At 73.6% G+C, this 17,530-nt stretch carries 14 protein-coding genes and 1 pseudogene; 5 read left to right on the forward strand and 10 right to left on the reverse strand.

Annotated features, from left to right (window positions below; all coding sequences use genetic code 11):
* Positions 1-296: 296 nt before the first annotated feature.
* On the forward strand, positions 297-1,595 hold the full coding sequence (locus tag BJF77_RS15740; RefSeq protein WP_369821430.1) for a DUF349 domain-containing protein: 1,299 nt from the start codon (positions 297-299) through the stop codon (positions 1,593-1,595).
* Between the two features lie 189 nt (positions 1,596-1,784).
* Positions 1,785-2,381 carry a type IV toxin-antitoxin system AbiEi family antitoxin gene (locus BJF77_RS15745; protein WP_075872763.1) on the forward strand — a complete coding sequence of 199 codons (597 nt, stop codon included), beginning with the start codon at positions 1,785-1,787 and terminating at the stop codon, positions 2,379-2,381.
* Between the two features lie 30 nt (positions 2,382-2,411).
* Here BJF77_RS15745 and BJF77_RS15750 read toward each other — a convergent pair whose 3' ends face one another.
* From BJF77_RS15750 to BJF77_RS15795, 10 genes and pseudogenes are all read right to left on the reverse strand, one after another.
* The gene (locus tag BJF77_RS15750) at positions 2,412-4,736 is read right to left on the reverse strand and encodes a bifunctional (p)ppGpp synthetase/guanosine-3',5'-bis(diphosphate) 3'-pyrophosphohydrolase (RefSeq protein WP_062736845.1); all 2,325 of its coding nucleotides are present in this window, start codon (positions 4,734-4,736) and stop codon (positions 2,412-2,414) included.
* Between the two features lie 200 nt (positions 4,737-4,936).
* Positions 4,937-5,955 (reverse strand): annotated as a pseudogene (gene secF / locus BJF77_RS15755) (protein translocase subunit SecF).
* A complete protein-coding gene (gene secD / locus BJF77_RS15760) occupies positions 5,955-7,778 on the reverse strand; it encodes a protein translocase subunit SecD (protein WP_075872764.1) in 1,824 nt (607 codons plus the stop codon). The pseudogene secF and the gene secD overlap by 1 nt, the downstream one beginning before the upstream one ends.
* 90 nt (positions 7,779-7,868) lie before the next feature.
* Positions 7,869-8,318: a preprotein translocase subunit YajC gene (gene yajC, locus BJF77_RS15765; RefSeq protein ID WP_047802676.1), complete on the reverse strand. Its 450-nt coding sequence runs from the start codon at positions 8,316-8,318 to the stop codon at positions 7,869-7,871.
* Positions 8,319-8,418: 100 nt separating this feature from the next.
* A complete protein-coding gene (ruvB, locus tag BJF77_RS15770) occupies positions 8,419-9,540 on the reverse strand; it encodes a Holliday junction branch migration DNA helicase RuvB (protein WP_075872765.1) in 1,122 nt (373 codons plus the stop codon).
* Positions 9,541-9,542: 2 nt separating this feature from the next.
* Complete coding sequence (ruvA, locus tag BJF77_RS15775) at positions 9,543-10,184, reverse strand: Holliday junction branch migration protein RuvA (RefSeq protein ID WP_047802678.1); 642 nt, start codon at positions 10,182-10,184, stop codon at positions 9,543-9,545.
* A 54-nt stretch (positions 10,185-10,238) separates the two neighbouring features.
* On the reverse strand, positions 10,239-10,877 hold the full coding sequence (ruvC, locus tag BJF77_RS15780) for a crossover junction endodeoxyribonuclease RuvC (RefSeq protein ID WP_075872766.1): 639 nt from the start codon (positions 10,875-10,877) through the stop codon (positions 10,239-10,241).
* A gap of 26 nt (positions 10,878-10,903) precedes the next feature.
* Positions 10,904-11,665, reverse strand: a complete 762-nt coding sequence (locus BJF77_RS15785; protein ID WP_075872767.1) for a YebC/PmpR family DNA-binding transcriptional regulator — start codon at positions 11,663-11,665, stop codon at positions 10,904-10,906.
* Positions 11,666-11,968: 303 nt separating this feature from the next.
* The gene (locus BJF77_RS15790) at positions 11,969-12,691 is read right to left on the reverse strand and encodes a type 1 glutamine amidotransferase (protein ID WP_047802681.1); all 723 of its coding nucleotides are present in this window, start codon (positions 12,689-12,691) and stop codon (positions 11,969-11,971) included.
* 11 nt (positions 12,692-12,702) lie between these two features.
* Entirely contained in the window at positions 12,703-14,010 is a 1,308-nt protein-coding gene (locus BJF77_RS15795) for a Mur ligase family protein (RefSeq protein ID WP_075872768.1), read from the reverse strand.
* A 321-nt stretch (positions 14,011-14,331) separates the two neighbouring features.
* Here BJF77_RS15795 and BJF77_RS15800 point away from each other — a divergent pair, with 321 nt between their 5' ends.
* The 3 genes from BJF77_RS15800 to BJF77_RS15810 form a co-directional block, all read left to right on the forward strand.
* The gene (locus BJF77_RS15800) at positions 14,332-15,057 is read left to right on the forward strand and encodes a GAF and ANTAR domain-containing protein (RefSeq protein ID WP_083665213.1); all 726 of its coding nucleotides are present in this window, start codon (positions 14,332-14,334) and stop codon (positions 15,055-15,057) included.
* A gap of 11 nt (positions 15,058-15,068) precedes the next feature.
* On the forward strand, positions 15,069-15,422 hold the full coding sequence (locus tag BJF77_RS15805) for a hypothetical protein (protein ID WP_187347288.1): 354 nt from the start codon (positions 15,069-15,071) through the stop codon (positions 15,420-15,422).
* Between the two features lie 3 nt (positions 15,423-15,425).
* On the forward strand, positions 15,426-17,530 hold a 2,105-nt coding region (locus BJF77_RS15810), incomplete at its 3' end, for a M3 family metallopeptidase (protein WP_075872770.1).

The raw sequence follows: 17,530 nt of genomic DNA on the forward strand, positions 1-17,530 counted from the left end.
TCGGTAGTATGGACCAGGACGATTGTCCCGAAGCCGGGCGACGGCCGCCGGATCCGACTCCCGGGTGGCCGGGTGCCGGCGAGAAGCGAAGAGTGTAGTGGTGACGAACGCTCGATCCGACCGACCAGCCCACCCCCCGCCCCGTTCCCGGCCCCGGAGCCGCGCCGAAGCCGGCGTGCCGAAGCCCGGCACCGCGAAAGACCGGCGCCCCAAGCCCGGTGCCGCCCCGCCCCGCGGCTCCCCGGCCGGCTCCCGCCCCCGGCCCGGCGGCCGTCCAGCCGGGCGCCGCGCAGCCCGTGGCGGCCCCGCCGGCGGCGGCTCCCGCGCTGGCCTCGCCGGAGTCCGTGGCCCGGGCCCGCGCCTTCGGGCGGGTGACCGAGGACGGGCACGTCTACGTCGTCGTGGACGGCGAGGAGGTGCTGTGCGGGCAGTTCCCCGACGCCACGGAGGACGAGGCGCTGGGCTACTTCGCCCGCAAGTACGACGACGTCGAGGCGCAGGTCGCCCTGCTCGAGCAGCGGGTGTCGGCCGGCGCCCCCTCGGCGGACATGCTGACCACCCTCGACCACCTCGCCGAGCAGGTGGGTCAGCGCAACATGCTCGGGGACATCCGCGGCCTCGAGGGACGGCTCGAGGCTCTGCGCCCGGCGATCCGCGAGCTCGAGGCGGCCGAGCGGGCCGCCCACGAGGCCCAGCGGGCCCAGAACGTCGCCGCGCGCGAGGCGATTGTCGCGGAGGCGGAGCAGATCGCCGCCCAGGAGCCGCAGCGCACCCAGTGGAAGCAGTCCTCCGCCCGGATGGCCGAGCTGTTCGACCAGTGGAAGGCCCACCAGAAGTCCGGGATCCGGCTGGGCCGGGCCGCGGAGGACGCGCTGTGGAAGCGGTTCCGCACCGCCCGCACCACCTTCGACCGCCACCGCCGCGCGTTCTTCTCCCAGCTCGACGCCGACAACGCCGAGGCCAAGAAGGCCAAGGAGGCCCTCATCGCCGAGGCCGAGGCCCTCTCGGGCTCCACCGACTGGGGCGCCACGGCCGCGGAGTACCGCCGGCTCATGGACCGGTGGAAGGAGTCCAAGCGGGCGTCGAAGAAGGACGACGACGCCCTCTGGGCCCGCTTCCGCGCCGCCCAGGACAGGTTCTTCGAGGCCCGCAAGGCCGACAACGACCGGATCGACGAGGAGTTCGAGGGCAACCTGGCGGTGAAGGAGCAGCTGCTCGCCGAGGCCAAGGCCCTGCTGCCCGTCACGGACCTCAAGGTCGCCAAGCGCACCCTCGGCGACATCCTGGACCGGTGGGAGCAGGCCGGGAAGGTCCCGCGCGCCCACATGCGCCGGGTGGAGGCCGAGCTGCGCACCGTCGAGGACGCCGTGCGCCAGGCCGAGGACGAGAAGTGGCAGCGCTCCAACCCCGAGACGAAGGCCCGCTCCAACTCGATGCTCAGCCAGCTCGAGACGAAGATCGAGGACCAGGAGGCCGCCCTGGCCAAGGCGCAGGCCACCGGGGACACCCGGCGCGCGGCCAAGCTGGAGGGCGAGCTCGCCACCAGCCGGCAGTGGCTGGAGACCCTGCGCCGCTCCTCGGCCGACCTGCGCTGACACCACCGGCGCCGTACCGCCGACGCTTGACCGGTACCGCCGAACCGCTACTGCCGAACCACCCGGATCGGCCGGGCCGCACCGGCCCGCGCCGGTCGTCGGCGGCGCCCGGGAGGCCCCGGGCCCGTGCTGTCCACAGCACCGGCCCGGGGCCTTCCCCGTGCCCGGCCCGTGGACGAGGCTGGCCCCATGCACGACCCGCCCTGGACCCCGGACACGCTGCTGCTGCCGGACCGGCCCTTCTCCCGCGGCGAGCTCTCCGCCCTCGTCGCCGACGGCGTGCTCGTGCCCGTGGTGCTGGAGGCCCACGTGCTGCGCGGGCGCCCGGTGACGCGGGCGGTGAAGCTCGCGGCCCTCGAGGCACAGCTGCCCCCGCACCTGCTGGGCCGCGGGGTGCTCGGGCGGCTCTCGGCCGCGTGGTTCTACGACTGCGCCCCGCGCCCCACCGTGCTCCCGGTGCTGCTGGACAAGCTGCGGCGCACCACGATGTCCCCGGTGCCGGACGGGATGGCGCTGCACCAGGTCACCCTGGGGGGCTACGACGTGCACGACGCCGGACCCGTGCGGGTCACCACACCGCTGCGCACGGCCGTGGACCTCGCCCTGCACGTCCCCGAGCATGAGGGGCTGGCGGCCCTGGAGCGGCTGATGCACGCACCGCACCTGCACTGCCCGCCGCCGCTGGTGCAGGCCGCGCTCGAGAGCTTCGAGCGGATGCCCGGACGGCAGGCGGCGCTGCTGCGGGTGCGCCGCGCCGCGCGGACGATCGGCCGGCCCGTGCCGTGACCCGGCGCCGCGGGCGCCCGGCCCACCGGGTCAGCGGGAGGACGGCTCCGAGATGGGCCGGTTGCCGGAGGTGCGGTAGACGTCGTAGACCCCATCGATCCGGCGGACCTGGTTGAGCACGTGGTCCAGGTAGCGCGGGTCGCCCATCTCGAAGGCGAACCGGGAGATGGCCAGCCGGGCCTTGGAGGTGTGCACCGAGGCGGCGAGGATGTTGACGTGGTTCTCCGAGAGCACCCGGGTGACGTCCGAGAGCAGGGACTTCCGGTCGAGGGCCTCCACCTGGATCTCCACCAGGAACACGCTGGACTGCGTCGGGGCCCACTCCACCTCGACCACCCGCTCGGTGGAGGTCAGCGCCAGCATGTTGACGCAGTCCTTGCGGTGCACCGAGATGCCGGCGCCGCGGGTGACGAAGCCCATGATCTCGTCCGGCGGCACCGGGGTGCAGCAGCGGGCGAGCTTGACGTAGACGTCCGTGGCGCCCTTGACCACGACCCCGGAGTCGGACACGCGCGGGCGCACCGGCTGGGTGGCGATGGTCGTCTCCGCGAAGTCCTCCTCCGCGCCGTCGGCCCCGCCCAGGTTGCCGACGATCTTCTCCACCACGTCCTGGGCGCTGACCACATCCGAGCCGATCGCCTCGTAGAGCGAGCTGATGTCGGTGCGGTGGAAGTCCTGGGCCACCGCCAGCAGGGACTCCTGGGTGAGGGTGCGCTGCAGCGGCAGGTGGTGCTTGCGCAGGGCGCGGGTGAGGGCGTCCTTGCCCTTCTCGATGGCCTCCTCGCGGCGCTCCTTGGAGAACCACTGCCGGATCTTGTTGCGGGCCCGCGGGGACTTCACGAACTTCAGCCAGTCCTGGGAGGGCCCGGCGTGCTCGGACTTGGAGGTGAGCACCTCCACCCAGTCCCCGTGCTGCAGCTCCGAGGACAGCGGCACGAGCTTGCCGTTGACCCGGGCGCCGATGGTCTTGTGCCCCACCTCGGTGTGCACCGCGTAGGCGAAGTCCACCGGCGTGGAGCCGGCCGGCAGGGCCATGACCTCGCCCTTGGGCGTGAAGACGTACACCTCGGAGGTGTTGATCTGGTAGCGCAGCGAGTCGAGGAACTCGGAGGAATCCTGCGTCTCCTCCTGCCAGGAGACCAGGGAGCTCAGCCACGCGAGGTCCCCCTCCTGCGCCTTGGGCGTGGCGGAGTTCGCCTGGTTGGCCTGGTCCTTGTACTTCCAGTGCGCGGCCACGCCGTACTCCGCGCGCCGGTGCATCTCGTGGGTGCGGATCTGGATCTCCACCGGCCGCCCGTCCGGGCCGATCACCGTGGTGTGCAGGGACTGGTACATGTTGAACTTCGGCATGGCGATGTAGTCCTTGAACCGCCCCGGCAGCGGCCGCCACCGCGCGTGCAGGGCGCCCAGCGCCGCGTAGCACTCCCGCACCGTGTTCACGAGCACCCGGACCGCCTGCAGGTCCTGGATCTCGTCGAAGTCCTTCCCGCGCACGATCATCTTCTGGTAGATCGAGTAGTAGTGCTTGGGCCGGCCCGTGATGGTCGCCTCGATCCCCGCCTCGGAGAGGTCCAGGGCGATCCGCTCCCGGATCTTGGCCAGGGAGCGCTCGCGCTGGGGCTGGCGCTCCCCCACCATCCGCACGATCTCCTCGTAGACCTTGGGGTAGAGCGCCGCGAAGGCCAGGTCCTCGAGCTCCCACTTGATGGTGTTCATGCCCAGCCGGTGCGCCAGCGGGGCGAAGATCTCCAGGGTCTCCCGCGCCTTCTTCGAGGAGGATGACTGGGAGACGAAGCGCCACGTGCGGGCGTTGTGCAGCCGGTCGGCGAGCTTGATGACGAGCACGCGGATGTCCTTGGCCATCGCCACGATCATCTTGCGCACCGTCTCGGCCTGCGCGGCGTCCCCGTACTGGACCTTGTCCAGCTTCGTCACGCCGTCGACGAGCGCGGCCACCTCGTCCCCGAACTCCGCGCGCAGCTGCTCGAGCGTGTAGTCGGTGTCCTCGACCGTGTCGTGCAGCAGCGCGGCGACCAGGGTGGCCCCCGTCATGCCCAGCTCGGCGAGGATCGTGGTCACGGCCACGGGGTGGGTGATGTAGGGGTCCCCGCTCTTGCGCTTCTGCCCCTCGTGGCACTTCTCCGCGACCTTGAACGCGCGCGCCAGGACCTCGATGTCCTCCTCCGGGTGGGTGGCGCGCACGGTGTGCAGCAGCGGCTCCAGGATCGGCGAGTGGTCCATCGGCCGGCCGGAGAGGTAGGACAGGCTCGAGCGGGTGCGGTCACTGCGGCCCGGGAACACGGCCCGGCCCTGCAGCGGCCGGGAGGCGGGCACGACGTAGTGCGTGCCGGCCATGTCCGAACGGCGCGGCGGTGTCGGGGCGGTGCCCTGACCGGCGGGGACGCCCCCGTCGTCGGACGAGCTCATGGCCGTAGCTCCCTTCCCATCGACGACCGGGGCGGCGGCCGTGCGGCCGCCGCCCCGGTCGTCGAGCTGACGTGTGCTGCTGTGCGGCGGGTCGCGGCTGCGCGGTCCGCCCTGCGGTGGACCCCAGTCTAGTGCGCCGCGGCCTCCTCGGCGGCACGTTCGGCCGGGGCGCCCGCCCGGGCCTCCTGCTCGCGCACGTCCGCGTCCCGGGAGCGCAGCAGGGCGTACATCGGCGAGGCCACGAACAGGGTCGCGACGGTGCCCACGATGATGCCGACGAACAGCGACAGCGACAGGTCCTTGAGGGTGCCCGCGCCGAGCACGAGCCAGCCGATGAACAGGATCGAGCCGACGGGCAGGATGCCCACCACGGAGGTGTTGATCGAGCGCACCAGGGTCTGGTTCACGGCGAGGTTCACCTGGTCGGAGAACCGCCGCCCGGCCCGTTCGGGCGGGGCCGTGCCGTCGAGCAGGCCCTCGGTGTTCTCCCGGACCTTGTCGAAGACCACCACGGAGTCGTAGAGGGAGTAGCTGAGCACCGTGAGGAAGCCGATCACCGCGGAGGGGGTGACCTCGAAGCCCACGAGGGAGTAGACCCCGGCGGTGATCGCGACGGACGCGATCATGCCCGCGATCGCCGAGACGGACATCTTCCAGGTGCGGAAGTACAGGGCCATCAGCACGGTCGCCAGCACCACGAACGCCACGAGCCCCTGCAGCGCCTGCCGGGTCACGCCGGCGCCCCACGTGGGTCCGACGAACGTGGAGGTCACCTCGTCCTCGCTCACGCCGTAGGCTCGACCAGGGCGTCCTTGACCGCGAGGGTCTCGTCGTCGTCGAGCTGCTCGGTCTGCACCCGGATCGTGCCGGGGGCGATGTTGGTGACCTCGACCTCCGCGGCGTCCGAGGATTCCGCGACGGCCTCGCGGCCGGTCTCCACCTGGGGGTCGGCCACCGCGGAGACGGTGAACTCGGAGCCGCCGGTGAAGTCGATGCCGAGGTTGAACCCGCCCTTGACCACGGGCACCAGCAGGGACAGCCCCACGAGGGCGGCGGCGATGGCCAGCCACAGCTTCGCCCGCCCCACGAAGGGGTAGGAGGTGCGCCCGCTGTGCAGGGCGTTGCCGAAATCAGCGAACCGGGACATCAGGCGTTCTCCTCGGGGGTGCGGGCCGACGACGACGACGCGCCGACCGGGGCGTCCTGCGGTGCGGGCTCGCCGGGCCGGTCCGGCGAGCCCCCCTCCGCCGCGCGGCGGCGCCGTTCGGCGATGGTCAGCCCGTCACCGGTCCCCGGCTCCCGCAGCCGCCCGGCGCCGCGGTACAGGGGCACCGCGTCCAGGGCCTCCGGGTTCAGCCCGGAGTGCCTGCCGCCGCCGCCGAAGTAGCGGGTGCGCGCGAGCAGCACCATCACGGGGTGGGTGAACAGGAAGACCACGAGCAGGTCCGCGATCGCGGTCAGCCCGAGGGTGAACGCGAAGCCGCGCACGTTGCCCACCGCCACGAAGTACAGCACGACGGCGGCCAGCAGGTTCACGGCCTTCGACGCGAGCACGGTCTGCCGGGCCCGCCGCCAGCCGTGGTCGACCGCCGCGGGGATGGAGCGGCCGCTGCGGATCTCGTCGCGGATGCGCTCGAAGTAGACGATGAAGGAGTCGGCGGTCTGGCCGATCGCCACGATCAGGCCCGCGACGCCGGCCAGGGAGAGCCGGTAGTTCGCCGACCAGCCCAACAGGGTGATGGCCAGCCAGGTGAGCACGCCCGCGACCACGAGCGAGCTGATGGTCACGAGCCCCAGCAGCCGGTACTGGAAGAGGGAGTACACGCACACCAGCACCAGGCCGATGATCCCGGCGACGATGCCCATCCGCAGCTGGTCGGCGCCCAGGGTGGCGGAGATCTGCTGCTCGGACTGGATCTGGAAGCTCATCGGCAGCGCCCCGTACTTCAGCTGCTCGGCGAGGAAGCGGGCCTGCTCCTCGGTGAAGCTGCCCGTGATCTGCGCCTGGCCGTCCGAGATCACCGCGTTCATCTGCGGGGCGGAGACCACCTGGCCGTCCAGCAGGATGGCGAACTGGCTGCGGGGGTCCTCGGGGGTGGACTGGCCGATGCCGTAGAGGCGCTCCGAGAGCTGCCGGAAGCGCTCGGTGGCGTCCGGGCCGAACTGCAGGTTCACGGCGAACTGGTTCAGGGACACCCCCTGGGAGTTCTGCGCGGTCCCGTAGGAGGCGTCCTCGATCCCGGTGCCCTGGATCTCCACCGGGCCCAGGAGGTACTTGGTCCCGGTCTCGGGCTCGCAGGCGACCACGGGCGCGTCGGCGTCCTGGGCCTCGCGCTCCTCGGGGGACTGCGGTGCGGTGCAGTCGGTCTCCTCGAACTGCCGGTACAGCTCCGGGGTGATCCAGTTGGGGTCGGAGGAGTCGGCGGGCTCGGCGGCGGGCTCGGGCAGCTCGTCCTCGGGCACGCGCTGGTCCTCGGGCACGGGCTCGGCGGCCGCGGTGGTGAGCACGGGACGGAAGTTCATCTGCGCCGAGGTCTGGATCAGCTCACGGGTCTCGGCCGAGGGCACCCCGGGCATGGAGACCACGATGGTGCTGCCGGACTGGGTGGCGATCTCGGCCTCGGCCACGCCGGAGCCGTCCACGCGCTGGCGGATGATCTCCACGGCCTGGTCCAGCTGCTCGGGGGTGACCTCCTGGCCGGCCTCCTCGCCCTGCAGGGACGGGGAGAGGATCATCTGGGTGCCGCCCTCGAGGTCGAGGGCGAGCTTGGGCCCCCACCCGGTGCGGTCGGTGCCCGCGCCCCAGGCGAGCAGCCCGCCCAGCAGCGCCAGCAGCACGAGCAGCCCGATCAGGGCGCGGCGGGCGCCCGAGAGGGCGGCCCGCACGCCGGAGCGCGCCGGCGCGGTGCTCCCCCCGCCCCGCCCGGGGGCGGGGGGAGCACCGGAGGTCTTGCGTGTGGTCAGTGCCATGGTCTTCCTTACGCACCACGGCCCGGTCGGGCCGGGCCTGCTCATGGGAACGGGCCGACCAGCGGTCGGCCCGTCGCCCCGAAGGGGGGATCAGTCGTTGCGCGGTCCGGGATCGCGCCGGGAGTCGTCGTCCAGCGGGTCGACCGGGCTGGAGCCGGTGCCGTCGGTGTCGCGCACCTCCGGCTCGGCCGCCGCCGCGGTGCCGGCGGCGGGGGCCGCCTCCTCGACGACGGTGGTGACGGTCTGCAGGTGCACGGTCACCTCGGTGCCCGGGGCGATCTCCAGGACGACCTTGTTCGCGTCCCGGTCGATCGAGCGGACGGTGCCGTAGAGGCCGTAGTTCGTCATGACCTCGGTGCCCGGGGCCATGGCCGCCTGCTTCTCCTTGACCTGGGCCATCGCCTTCTTCTGCCGGCGCATGGGCAGCCAGACCAGCAGCACCAGGGCCACGAGCATGAACGGCAGCAGCCAGGAGGTGCCGCCTCCGGTGGGCTGGGCGGCCTGGGCGGAGAGGGACTGGGTGAGGAGGAGCGAGCTCACGGACTTCCGTTCGATCGGTGGTGGGTGTCCGTCCCATGGTAGGTGATGGAACCCGGGGCGTCCTGGACATCCACCGGCGGATCCGCGCGGCGGCCGCCGGTCAGTCCTCGAACAGGGGCGGGGCGTCCTCGCCCGCGGACGGGCTCGCCGCTGCGCCGAAGGCGGCCCGCAGCCCGGGGTCCTGGAACGCCGCGTGCTCCGGGACGGCCAGGCCCAGGTGGTCCCAGGCCGCCGCCATGGCGATCCGCCCCCGGGGCGTGCGCCCGAGCAGGCCCTCGCGGACCAGGTAGGGCTCGGCGACGGTCTCGACCGTCTCGGTCTCCTCCCCCACCGCGATCGCCAGCGTGGACAGGCCCACCGGCCCCCCGCCGAACTTCGTCACGAGCGCCTCGAGCACCGACCGGTCCAGGCGGTCGAGGCCGCGGGCGTCCACCTCGTACATGTCCAGGGCCGCGGAGGAGGTGCGGGCGTCGATCCGGTCGATGCCGTGCACGAGCGCCCAGTCCCGCACCCGGCGCAGCAGCCGGTTGGCGATGCGAGGGGTGCCCCGGGACCGGGAGGCCACCTCGGTGAAGCCCTCGGCGGTCATCGCCAGGTCCATCAGCCCGGCCGAGCGCCGCAGCACGAGCTCGAGCTCCTCCACGGAGTAGAACTCCAGGTGGCCGGTGAAGCCGAAGCGGTCGCGCAGGGGGCCGGGCAGCAGGCCCGCCCGGGTGGTGGCGCCCACCAGGGTGAAGGGCGGCAGGTCCAGCGGGATGGAGGTGGCGCCGGCGCCCTTGCCGACCACGATGTCCACCCGGAAGTCCTCCATGGCCATGTACAGCATCTCCTCGGCGGGCCGGGACATGCGGTGGATCTCGTCGAGGAACAGCACCTCCCCCTCGGTGAGGGAGGACAGGATCGCCGCGAGGTCGCCGGCGTGCTGGATGGCCGGGCCGGAGGAGATCCGCAGGGGCGCGCCCATCTCCTCGGCGATGATCATCGCGAGGGTCGTCTTGCCCAGCCCGGGCGGGCCGGAGAGCAGGACGTGGTCGGCGGAGCGGCCCCGCAGCCGGGAGGCCTCCAGCACCAGGGACAGCTGCTGGCGCACCCGCTTCTGCCCCACGAACTCGTCCAGGTTGGCCGGGCGCAGGGCCGACTCGAGCTGCTTCTCGTCGGGCTCGTCGACCGGGGAGACGAGCCGGTCGCGGGCGTTCACGGCGGCGCCGTCCTCGCGGGCCATGCTCAGGCCCCCCGCTCCGCGCCGGCGCGGGCCCCGGCCTTGGCGGCGCCGAGCCACGCGAGCACGGTGCGCAGGATGGCGGGCACGTCCCCGGAGGCGATCAGCTCCTCGCGGCCGGCGAGGGCGTCGGCGACGCCGCGGGCGGCGTCCTTCTCGTTCCAGCCCAGCCCCACGAGGGCCTCCAGCACCTGCTCCCGCCAGGGCTCCACGGGCGCGGCGGCGGCCGGGGCGGGGCGGTCGGGGACGATCAGCTTGTCGGCCAGCTCCAGCACGATCCGGCGGGCGCCCTTGGGGCCGATGCCGGGCACGGCCGTGAACGCCTTGGCGTCGCCCTGCGCGATGGCACGGTGGACGTCGTCCGGGCCGAGCACGGAGAGCACCGCCAGGGCGGTGCGGGGGCCGACGCCGCTGACCCCGAGCATGATCTCGAAGACCTCGCGCTCGGCGGGGCTGCGGAAGCCGAAGAGCAGCGGGGACTCGTCCTTGCGCGCCACGTACGCCGTGTCGAGCCGGACCTCTCCCCCGATCCGCAGCCCGGACAGCGTCTCGGGGGTCGCCTGGACCTGGACGCCGAAGCCGCCCACCGCCACGACGGCGGTGGTGAGGCCGACGTGCTCGACCTGTCCCGTGATGGACGCGATCACCGCGCGCCTCCTTCCCGTGCCCCGGCGGGACCGGGAACGGTTGCTCGAACAAATCTACGAATGACGGCTCGCCGCCACTCTAGCAGGGGCCGCCGACTCAGCCGCGCCCGCCCCGGCGGCGCGCGCCTCCGCCTCGGCCCAGGCACGCTGGGCCGGGGTCATCCCGGAGCGGGCGGCGGCGAGGGGACGGGCCCCCTGGTGCGTCTCGGTCCGGGCCGTCGCGTCCACGCCCGTGCCGCCACCGCGCCAGCCGTGGCAGATGGCGATGGCCAGGGCGTCGGCGGCGTCGGCGGGCCGGGGCGCCTCCTCGAGCCGCAGGATCCGCACCACCATCCGGGCCACCGAGGCCTTGTCGGCCCTCCCCTCGCCGGTGACCGCGGCCTTGACCTCGGACGGGGTGTGCCAGGCCACCGGCACCCCGTGGCGGGCCGCCGAGGCGATGACGGCCCCCGAGGCGTGGGCGGTGCCGATCACCGTGTTCACGCTGGTCTGGGCGAACACCCGCTCCAGGGCCAGGGCGTCGGGACGGTAGCGCTCGATCCACCGCTCGGCGGCCTCCCAGATCCGCAGCACGCGCACGTCGAGCGGGTCGGCGGCGTCCGTGCCGGCCACGCCGACGTCCACCAGGGACGCGGTGCGGTTGCCGGCCATCTCGATCAGGCCGAACCCGCACCGCGTCAGCCCGGGGTCCACCCCGAGGATCCGCTGCGTGGCCGTGGTCAGTCCTCGGCGTCGAGCTGGGCGAGGACCTCGGCGGGGATGTCCGCGTTGGAGTAGACGTTCTGCACGTCGTCGAGCTCCTCGACGGCCTCGACCAGGCGCAGGAACTTCCGGGCGCCCTCGGCGTCCAGCTCGACGAGCATGCTCGGACGGAACTGCGGGTCGTCGTTGTTGTACTCGAGCCCGGCCTCGTCGAGGGCGGCGCGGATAGCGGGCAGGTCGGTGGCCTCGGAGACGACCTCGAAGACCTCCTCCTGCTCCACGACCTCGTCGGCGCCCGCGTCCAGGACGGCCATGAGGACGTCGTCCTCCGTGAGCCCGTCGGTGCGGGTGACCTCCACGACGCCCTTGCGCTCGAAGAGGAAGGCCACGGACCCGGAGTCGGCCATCGTGCCGCCGTTGCGGGTCACCGCCACGCGCACCTCGGAGGCGGCGCGGTTCTTGTTGTCCGTGAGGCACTCGATGTACAGGGCCGTGCCCTGCGGGCCGCGGGCCTCGTAGAGGATCTCGGTGTAGTCGACGACCTCGCCGGTCAGCCCGGCGCCGCGCTTGATCGCGCGGTCGATGTTCGCCACCGGCACCGAGTTCTTCTTGGCCTTGGACACGGCGAGGTCCAGGGCCGGGTTGCCCGCGGTGTCGGCCCCGCCCATGCGCGCGGCCACCTCGATGCCCTTGATGTACTTGGCGAAGGCCTTGGCGCGCTTGGCGTCGATCGCGGCCTTCTTGTGCTTGGTCGTGGCCCACTTGGAGTGACCTGACATGCATTCCTCCTCGGAAGTCGTGACGGGACGTCGTGCTCGGGGTCTCGGAAGCCGCCGGTTGCCGTCCCGGAGCGGTCCGTCCGGGCGGCGGGCCGGACGGACCGGAAAAGTCCTGCTCCATCCTACCGGGTGCGGCGCCGTCCGCTCCCGGCCGTCTGCGGAAACCGGCCTGCGGGGATGGGCTTGCCGCGACCGACCTGCCATAACGGGCCGACGGGAACGGGCCTGCCGTAACGGGCCGACGGGAACGGGCCTGCCGTAACGGGCCGGCCCGGAGGGCGCGGACCGTGCCGGGCGGACGGATCAGCGGGGACGGGCCACGGCGACCGCCCGGGCGCGCTCGGCGAGCGTGTCGTCCAGCGGCTCGGCGTCGAAGCTCCCGAACCGGCGCTCCACCGCGGCCCGGATGAGGTGGTCGGCCACGGCGGGGTTCTTCGGCAGCATCGACCCGTGCAGGTAGGAGGCCACCACGTGGTGCACGCGCGCGCCCTCGGTGCCGTCCTCGCCGTTGTTGCCGGCGCCCTTGCGCACCGTGCCGAGCGGGGCCTGTCCGGGGCCCAGCCGGGTGATCCCCGAGTGGTTCTCGTAGCCGACCACGGTGCCGAACTCCGGGGACTCCAGGACAATGTTGCCGATCAGGCGCGTCGGCCCGCCCACCGTGGTGAGGTCCAGGATCCCGATCCCGGGCAGGGTCTCCCCGGCACCGGTGCGGAACTCGTGGCCGAAGAGCTGGTAGAGCCCGCAGATCGCCAGCATCGGGACGCCGTCGGCGGCCATCGCGCGCAGCTCCGGGGCGATCCGCTGCAGGTCCTCCTGGACGCGGAACTGCCCGGAGTCCTGCCCGCCGCCGCCCACGAGCAGGTCGGCGTCGGCGGGGAAGGGGTCCCCGGGGTCGTGGTCGGACAGCCGCACGGCGTAGCCGTACTTCTCCAGCCGGCGCTTGAGGGTCAGGGTGTTGCCCCAGTCGCCGTAGATGTTCATGTCCCGGGGGTAGAGCTGGACGAGGTGGACGGTGCGGTCGGTCATGGGGGCTCCGCTCAGATCTCGGCGACCTCGGCCACGCGGGACAGCTCCCGGCGCAGCTCGAGCATGGACGTGTAGGTGCAGAAGACGCGCATGGGCCGGTCGCCGGCGGCGGCCACGAAGCGCCGCAGCGCGTCGCCGAGGTCGGGGACGACGTCGTGCACGGGGACCTCGTCGTAGTCCAGGCGCAGCGCCATGTCCCAGGCGCGGGTGCCGCCGACGACGTCCACCCCGGACTCGCGCAGGGAGTGGAAGTCGACGTCCCACAGCCAGGACACGTCCCGGCCGTCGGCGTACTCGTCGTTGATCGTGACCATGGTGGCGTAGTCGCCGGGGCGGGCCGAGGCCAGGGACAGGCGGAACCCGGAGGGGTTCTTCACGAGCAGCAGCTGGAGCGGCCGGCCGTCGACGTGGATGGTCTCGCCGCGCCCGAACGCCGGGGTGACGCGGGAGAGCTCGTCCACCAGTGCGGAGCGGTCGGCCTCCGGTCCGGCGACGGCGTGCACGAGCGCCAGGGCCGCGGCCGCGTTGTAGATGTTGTAGACGCCGTAGAGCTCCACGGTGGCCTCGACGTCCTCGCCGCCCACCGTGAGGTGCACCCGGTTCGCCGCGAAGGAGGTCAGCTCCACCTCGGCGGCCGGGCGCGGGGCGAGCTCGCGCTCGTGGTCCTCCTCGGCCTCGGGCCCGCCGGCGGAGCGCATGTCGTCGTCGGAGGGGAACATCCGGCGCAGCTCCGGCGCGAGGCCGAACCAGCGCACGTCGGTGCCGTCCGGGACGTGCTCGGCCAGCGACACGATCCGGGGGTCCTCCCGGTTGAGCACCACGGTGCCCGTGGTGGCCGCGGCGATCTGGGCGAGCATCCGGCGGGTCGTGTCGATCTCCCCGAAGCGGTCGAGCTGGTCGCGCATGACGTTGAGCAGCAGGGCGTGGCGGGGCCGGACCTGCTTGACGAAGTGCACCGCGTGGGCCTCGTCGAGCTCGAGCACGGCGATGTCGGCGTCGAGCCGGCCGGTGAGGCTCATCTCCCCCAGCAGCGCCGCCGCCACGCCCCGCACGAAGTTGGAGCCGGTGCGGTTCGTGAAGACCTTGTACCCCTGCGAGCGCAGCAGCTGGACGGCCATCTTGGTGGTGGTGGTCTTGCCGTTGGTGCCGCTGACGACCACGACCCCGTGCGGCAGCCGCCCGAGCTGCTCGGCCACGAACCCGGGGTGCAGCTTCTCCATCACGAGGCCGGGGAAGGCGGAGCCTCCTCCGCGCAGGGTCGTCAGGTACCGGATGCCTTGGCCGAGCAGGCGCACGTGGGGTCGGGACATGCGCTCCATCCTAGGGCGTGCGGGCGGCCCGCCCGTGGCGCGGCGGCTCGTCGCGGCGCCCCGCGGGGTCGTGAGCCGGTCCCGGCCACCGAGCCCGTCCGGCCGCCACTCCGACTCCGTCGCGGCCCGAGGGTTCCTCGCCCGGTGTCGAGCAGGCGGTACCGGGCAGGCGGTGCCGGGCAGGCGGCGGGCGATCGAGTGCGCCCGGTGGGACGTGCGCGTACGCTGGATGCACCAAGACCGGAGCCGGTGGCCGCGGTGGTTCCCCCGGGCCTCGGTCGGAGCCTGCGAACAGAGCCTGCGAACAGAGCCAGTGGACGGAGGGAACGGGTGGAGACCGACAGTCCCATGGTCGAGCTGAGCATGGTCTTCGCCCGGCTGAGCGGCATGCTCCTGAGCGAGGACGGCGCCGCCGGGGCGGCGCGGCGGCTCGCGGAGGCGGCGTGCGTGCTCGTCGACGACGCGACGGGAGCGGGGGTCTCGCTCCTGGACGAGGCCGGCCGGCGGAGGACGACCGGCTCCACCGGCGGATCCGTGGACGCCGCCGACGCCCTGCAGTACGAGCTCGGGGAGGGACCCTGCCTCAGCGCCTGGGCCACCGGGGCGGCCCAGCGGGTCGAGGACACCACCGAGGACCGGCGCTGGCCGGCCTGGTCCGCGGCCGCCGCCGGGGCGGGGATCCGCTCGGTGCTCAGCGTGCCGCTGGTGCGACAGGAGCACGAGCACGCCCTGGGGGCGATGAAGGTCTACGCCGCCGCCCCGCACGCCTTCTCCGCCCGGGAGGAGCAGGTGCTGGGCCTGCTGGCCGAGGCCGCGGCCACGCTGCTGGGCTCGGCCCTGGCGCCGGACGCGCCGAACCGGCTCAGCGCCTCGCTCCGGGCCGCCCTGGCCGACCGCCGGGCCGTCGACCTCGCCACCGGGATGCTGATGGAGCGCCACGGCACGGACGCGCAGGGCGCCCGCGCCACCCTGCTGCACGCCTCCCGGGCCCTGGACCTGCCCCTGACCCGGATCGCCTCCCGGGTGCTCGAGCGCGCCCCGGACCCCCAGCTCTGATGGGTGCGCCCGTGGACGACGACGGCGCCGCGCAGCAGGCCCGCCTGCTGCGCCTGGCCGTGAAGGACGCCGGGATCGGTCTGGGCCGGCTGTGGATGGACTACTTCAGCCTCGGCGGCGACGCCGGCACGGTCGAGGTCGACGCCTACCTGCACGAGTGCCTGGGGCTGCCGCCCTTCCAGCGCGACCTCCTGGCCCACGCGGCCAACGGGCTGCTCCGGCCGGGGGCGCCGCGGGCCCCGTACTCCGCGGACCTGCCCGGCGCCCCCCGGACCCGGGCACGCTCCCGGACTGACCGGGGACGGCGCCGTCCCGGTAGGGTGTTCCAGCGAACGTGCCCACCCATCGAGTCCGACAGGGACTGAGCCTTGGACAACCCCCTCCTGCGCCCCAGCGAGCTGCCCTACGAGCTGCCGGACTTCCGGAGCATCCGGGAGGAGCACTTCCTGCCGGCCTTCGAGGCGGCGATGGCCCAGGACCTGGAGTGCGTGCGGGCGGTCCTGGCCGACCCCGCGCCGCCCACGTTCGCGAACACCGTCGAGGCCCTCGAGCGCGGAGGACTGGCCCTGGACCGGGTCGAGTCGGTCTTCTTCACCCTCACCGCCGCGCACAACACCGCCGGCGTCCAGCGGATCTACCAGGAGCTCGCGCCGCGGCTGGCCGAGCACAAGGCGGACTTCACGCTCAACAAGGAGCTCTACGCCCGGGTCCGGCGGGTGGACCGCACGGACCTGCAGCCCTGGCAGCTGCGGGCGCTGGACGAGTACGTCTCCTGGTTCCAGAGCTCCGGGGCGGAGCTGGGGCTGGACGACCAGCAGCGGCTGCGGGAGGTCAACGACGAGCTCTCCGCGCTGAGCATCCGCTACGGCAACGACCTGCTCCGGGAGGTCAACGCCTCCGCCGTCGTGGTGGACGACCCCGAGGCGCTGGACGGCATGGACCCCGCGGACATCGAGGCCGCCGCCTCCGCGGCCGCCGAGAACGGCCACCGGGGACGCTACCTGCTCACGCCCGCGCTGTTCACCGTCCAGCCGGTGCTGTCGGTGCTCACGGACCGCGCGCTGCGCCGGCGGATCCACCTGGCCGCCGTCCACCGGGGCACCGGCGGGCTCGACGGCGAGGGCTCGCAGAGCCGCACGGACCTGCGCCCCCTGGCCGCGCGGATCGCCCGGCTGCGCGCGGAGCAGGCGCGGCTGCTGGGCTACCGCAGCCACGGCGACCACGTCATGGCGGGCAGCACGGCTCCCTCCCCCGAGGCGGTGCAGGAGATGCTCGAGCGGATCACCGGGCCCGCGGTGCGCAACGCGCTCGAGGAGCGCGCCGAGCTGGAGCGGCTCGCGGGCCACCCGATCGAGGCGTGGGACTGGCCGTACTGGGCCGAGCGGCTGCGCCGGGAGCGCTACCACGTGGACACCTCCGCGCTGCGGGAGTACTTCGAGCTGGAGTCGGTGCTCGAGCACGGGATCTTCCGCACCGCCCGTGAGCTCTACGGGCTGGTCTTCACCGAGCGCCCCGATCTGCCCGGCTACCTGCCGCAGGTGCGGGTGTGGGAGGTCACCGACGAGCACGGGGAGGAGGTGGGCCTGTTCCTGGGCGACTGGTTCACCCGGCCCACCAAGCAGGGCGGGGCCTGGATGGGCTCGCTCGTGCACCAGAACCGGCTCACCGGGCAGCGGCCCGTCGTCGTGAACAACGCCAACTTCACCCGCCCGCCCGCCGGTCGCCCGAAGCTGCTGACCCTGGACGAGGTGGTCACGGTCTTCCACGAGTTCGGCCACGCCCTGCACGGGCTGCTCTCGGACGTGCACCTGCCCTCGTTCTCCGGCACGAAGGTCCCCCGCGACTTCGTCGAGTACCCCTCGCAGGTCCACGAGATGTGGGTGCTGCACCCGGACGTCGCCCCGCACTACGCCCGGCACCACCGCACCGGGGAGCCGGTCCCGGAGGCCGCCCTGGCCGCCCTCCGGCAGGCCGCCGCGCACGGGCAGGGCTTCCGGACCGTGGAGTACCTGGCCTCGACCTGGCTGGACCTCGCCTGGCACGGGATCGAGGACCCGTCCCGGCTGCCCGACCCGCGCAGCGTGGAGCAGGAGGCCCTGGAGCGGGCCGGGATCGACGTGCCCGGCATCGCCCCGCGCTACCGGACCGGGTACTTCAAGCACATCTTCGCCGGTGGCTACTCCGCCGGGTACTACGCCTACATCTGGTCCGAGATCCTCGACGCGGACACCGCCCGGTGGTTCACCGCCCACGGCGGGCTCACCCGGGAGAACGGCCGCCGCTTCGTGGAGGAGGTGCTCTCCCGCGGCAACGAGACGGCGCCCCTCGAGGCGGTGGAGGCGCTGCTGGGCCGGCGCCCGCAGCTCGGCGCCCTGCTGCAGCGGCGCGGGCTGCTGCCCCGCGAGGAGTTCGTGCACCGGCGGCGGGGCGCCCCGGCCCGGAGGCGACGGCGTAGCGTGCCCCGTCGGCCTGG

Source organism: Kocuria sp. CNJ-770 (assembly GCF_001942375.1).
GTDB lineage: Bacteria > Actinomycetota > Actinomycetes > Actinomycetales > Micrococcaceae > Kocuria > Kocuria oceani.

Bases quoted from the DNA above. Each gene is read 5' to 3' on its own strand.
- BJF77_RS15795 (WP_075872768.1), bottom strand. From the start codon at position 14,010: ATGGAGCGCATGTCCCGACCCCACGTGCGCCTGCTCGGCCAAGGCATC.
- BJF77_RS15790 (WP_047802681.1), bottom strand. From the start codon at position 12,691: ATGACCGACCGCACCGTCCACCTCGTCCAGCTCTACCCCCGGGACATG.
- BJF77_RS15745 (WP_075872763.1), top strand. From the start codon at position 1,785: ATGCACGACCCGCCCTGGACCCCGGACACGCTGCTGCTGCCGGACCGG.
- BJF77_RS15750 (WP_062736845.1), bottom strand. From the start codon at position 4,736: ATGGCCGGCACGCACTACGTCGTGCCCGCCTCCCGGCCGCTGCAGGGC.
- BJF77_RS15785 (WP_075872767.1), bottom strand. From the start codon at position 11,665: ATGTCAGGTCACTCCAAGTGGGCCACGACCAAGCACAAGAAGGCCGCG.
- ruvB (WP_075872765.1), bottom strand. From the start codon at position 9,540: ATGGCCCGCGAGGACGGCGCCGCCGTGAACGCCCGCGACCGGCTCGTC.
- secD (WP_075872764.1), bottom strand. From the start codon at position 7,778: ATGGCACTGACCACACGCAAGACCTCCGGTGCTCCCCCCGCCCCCGGG.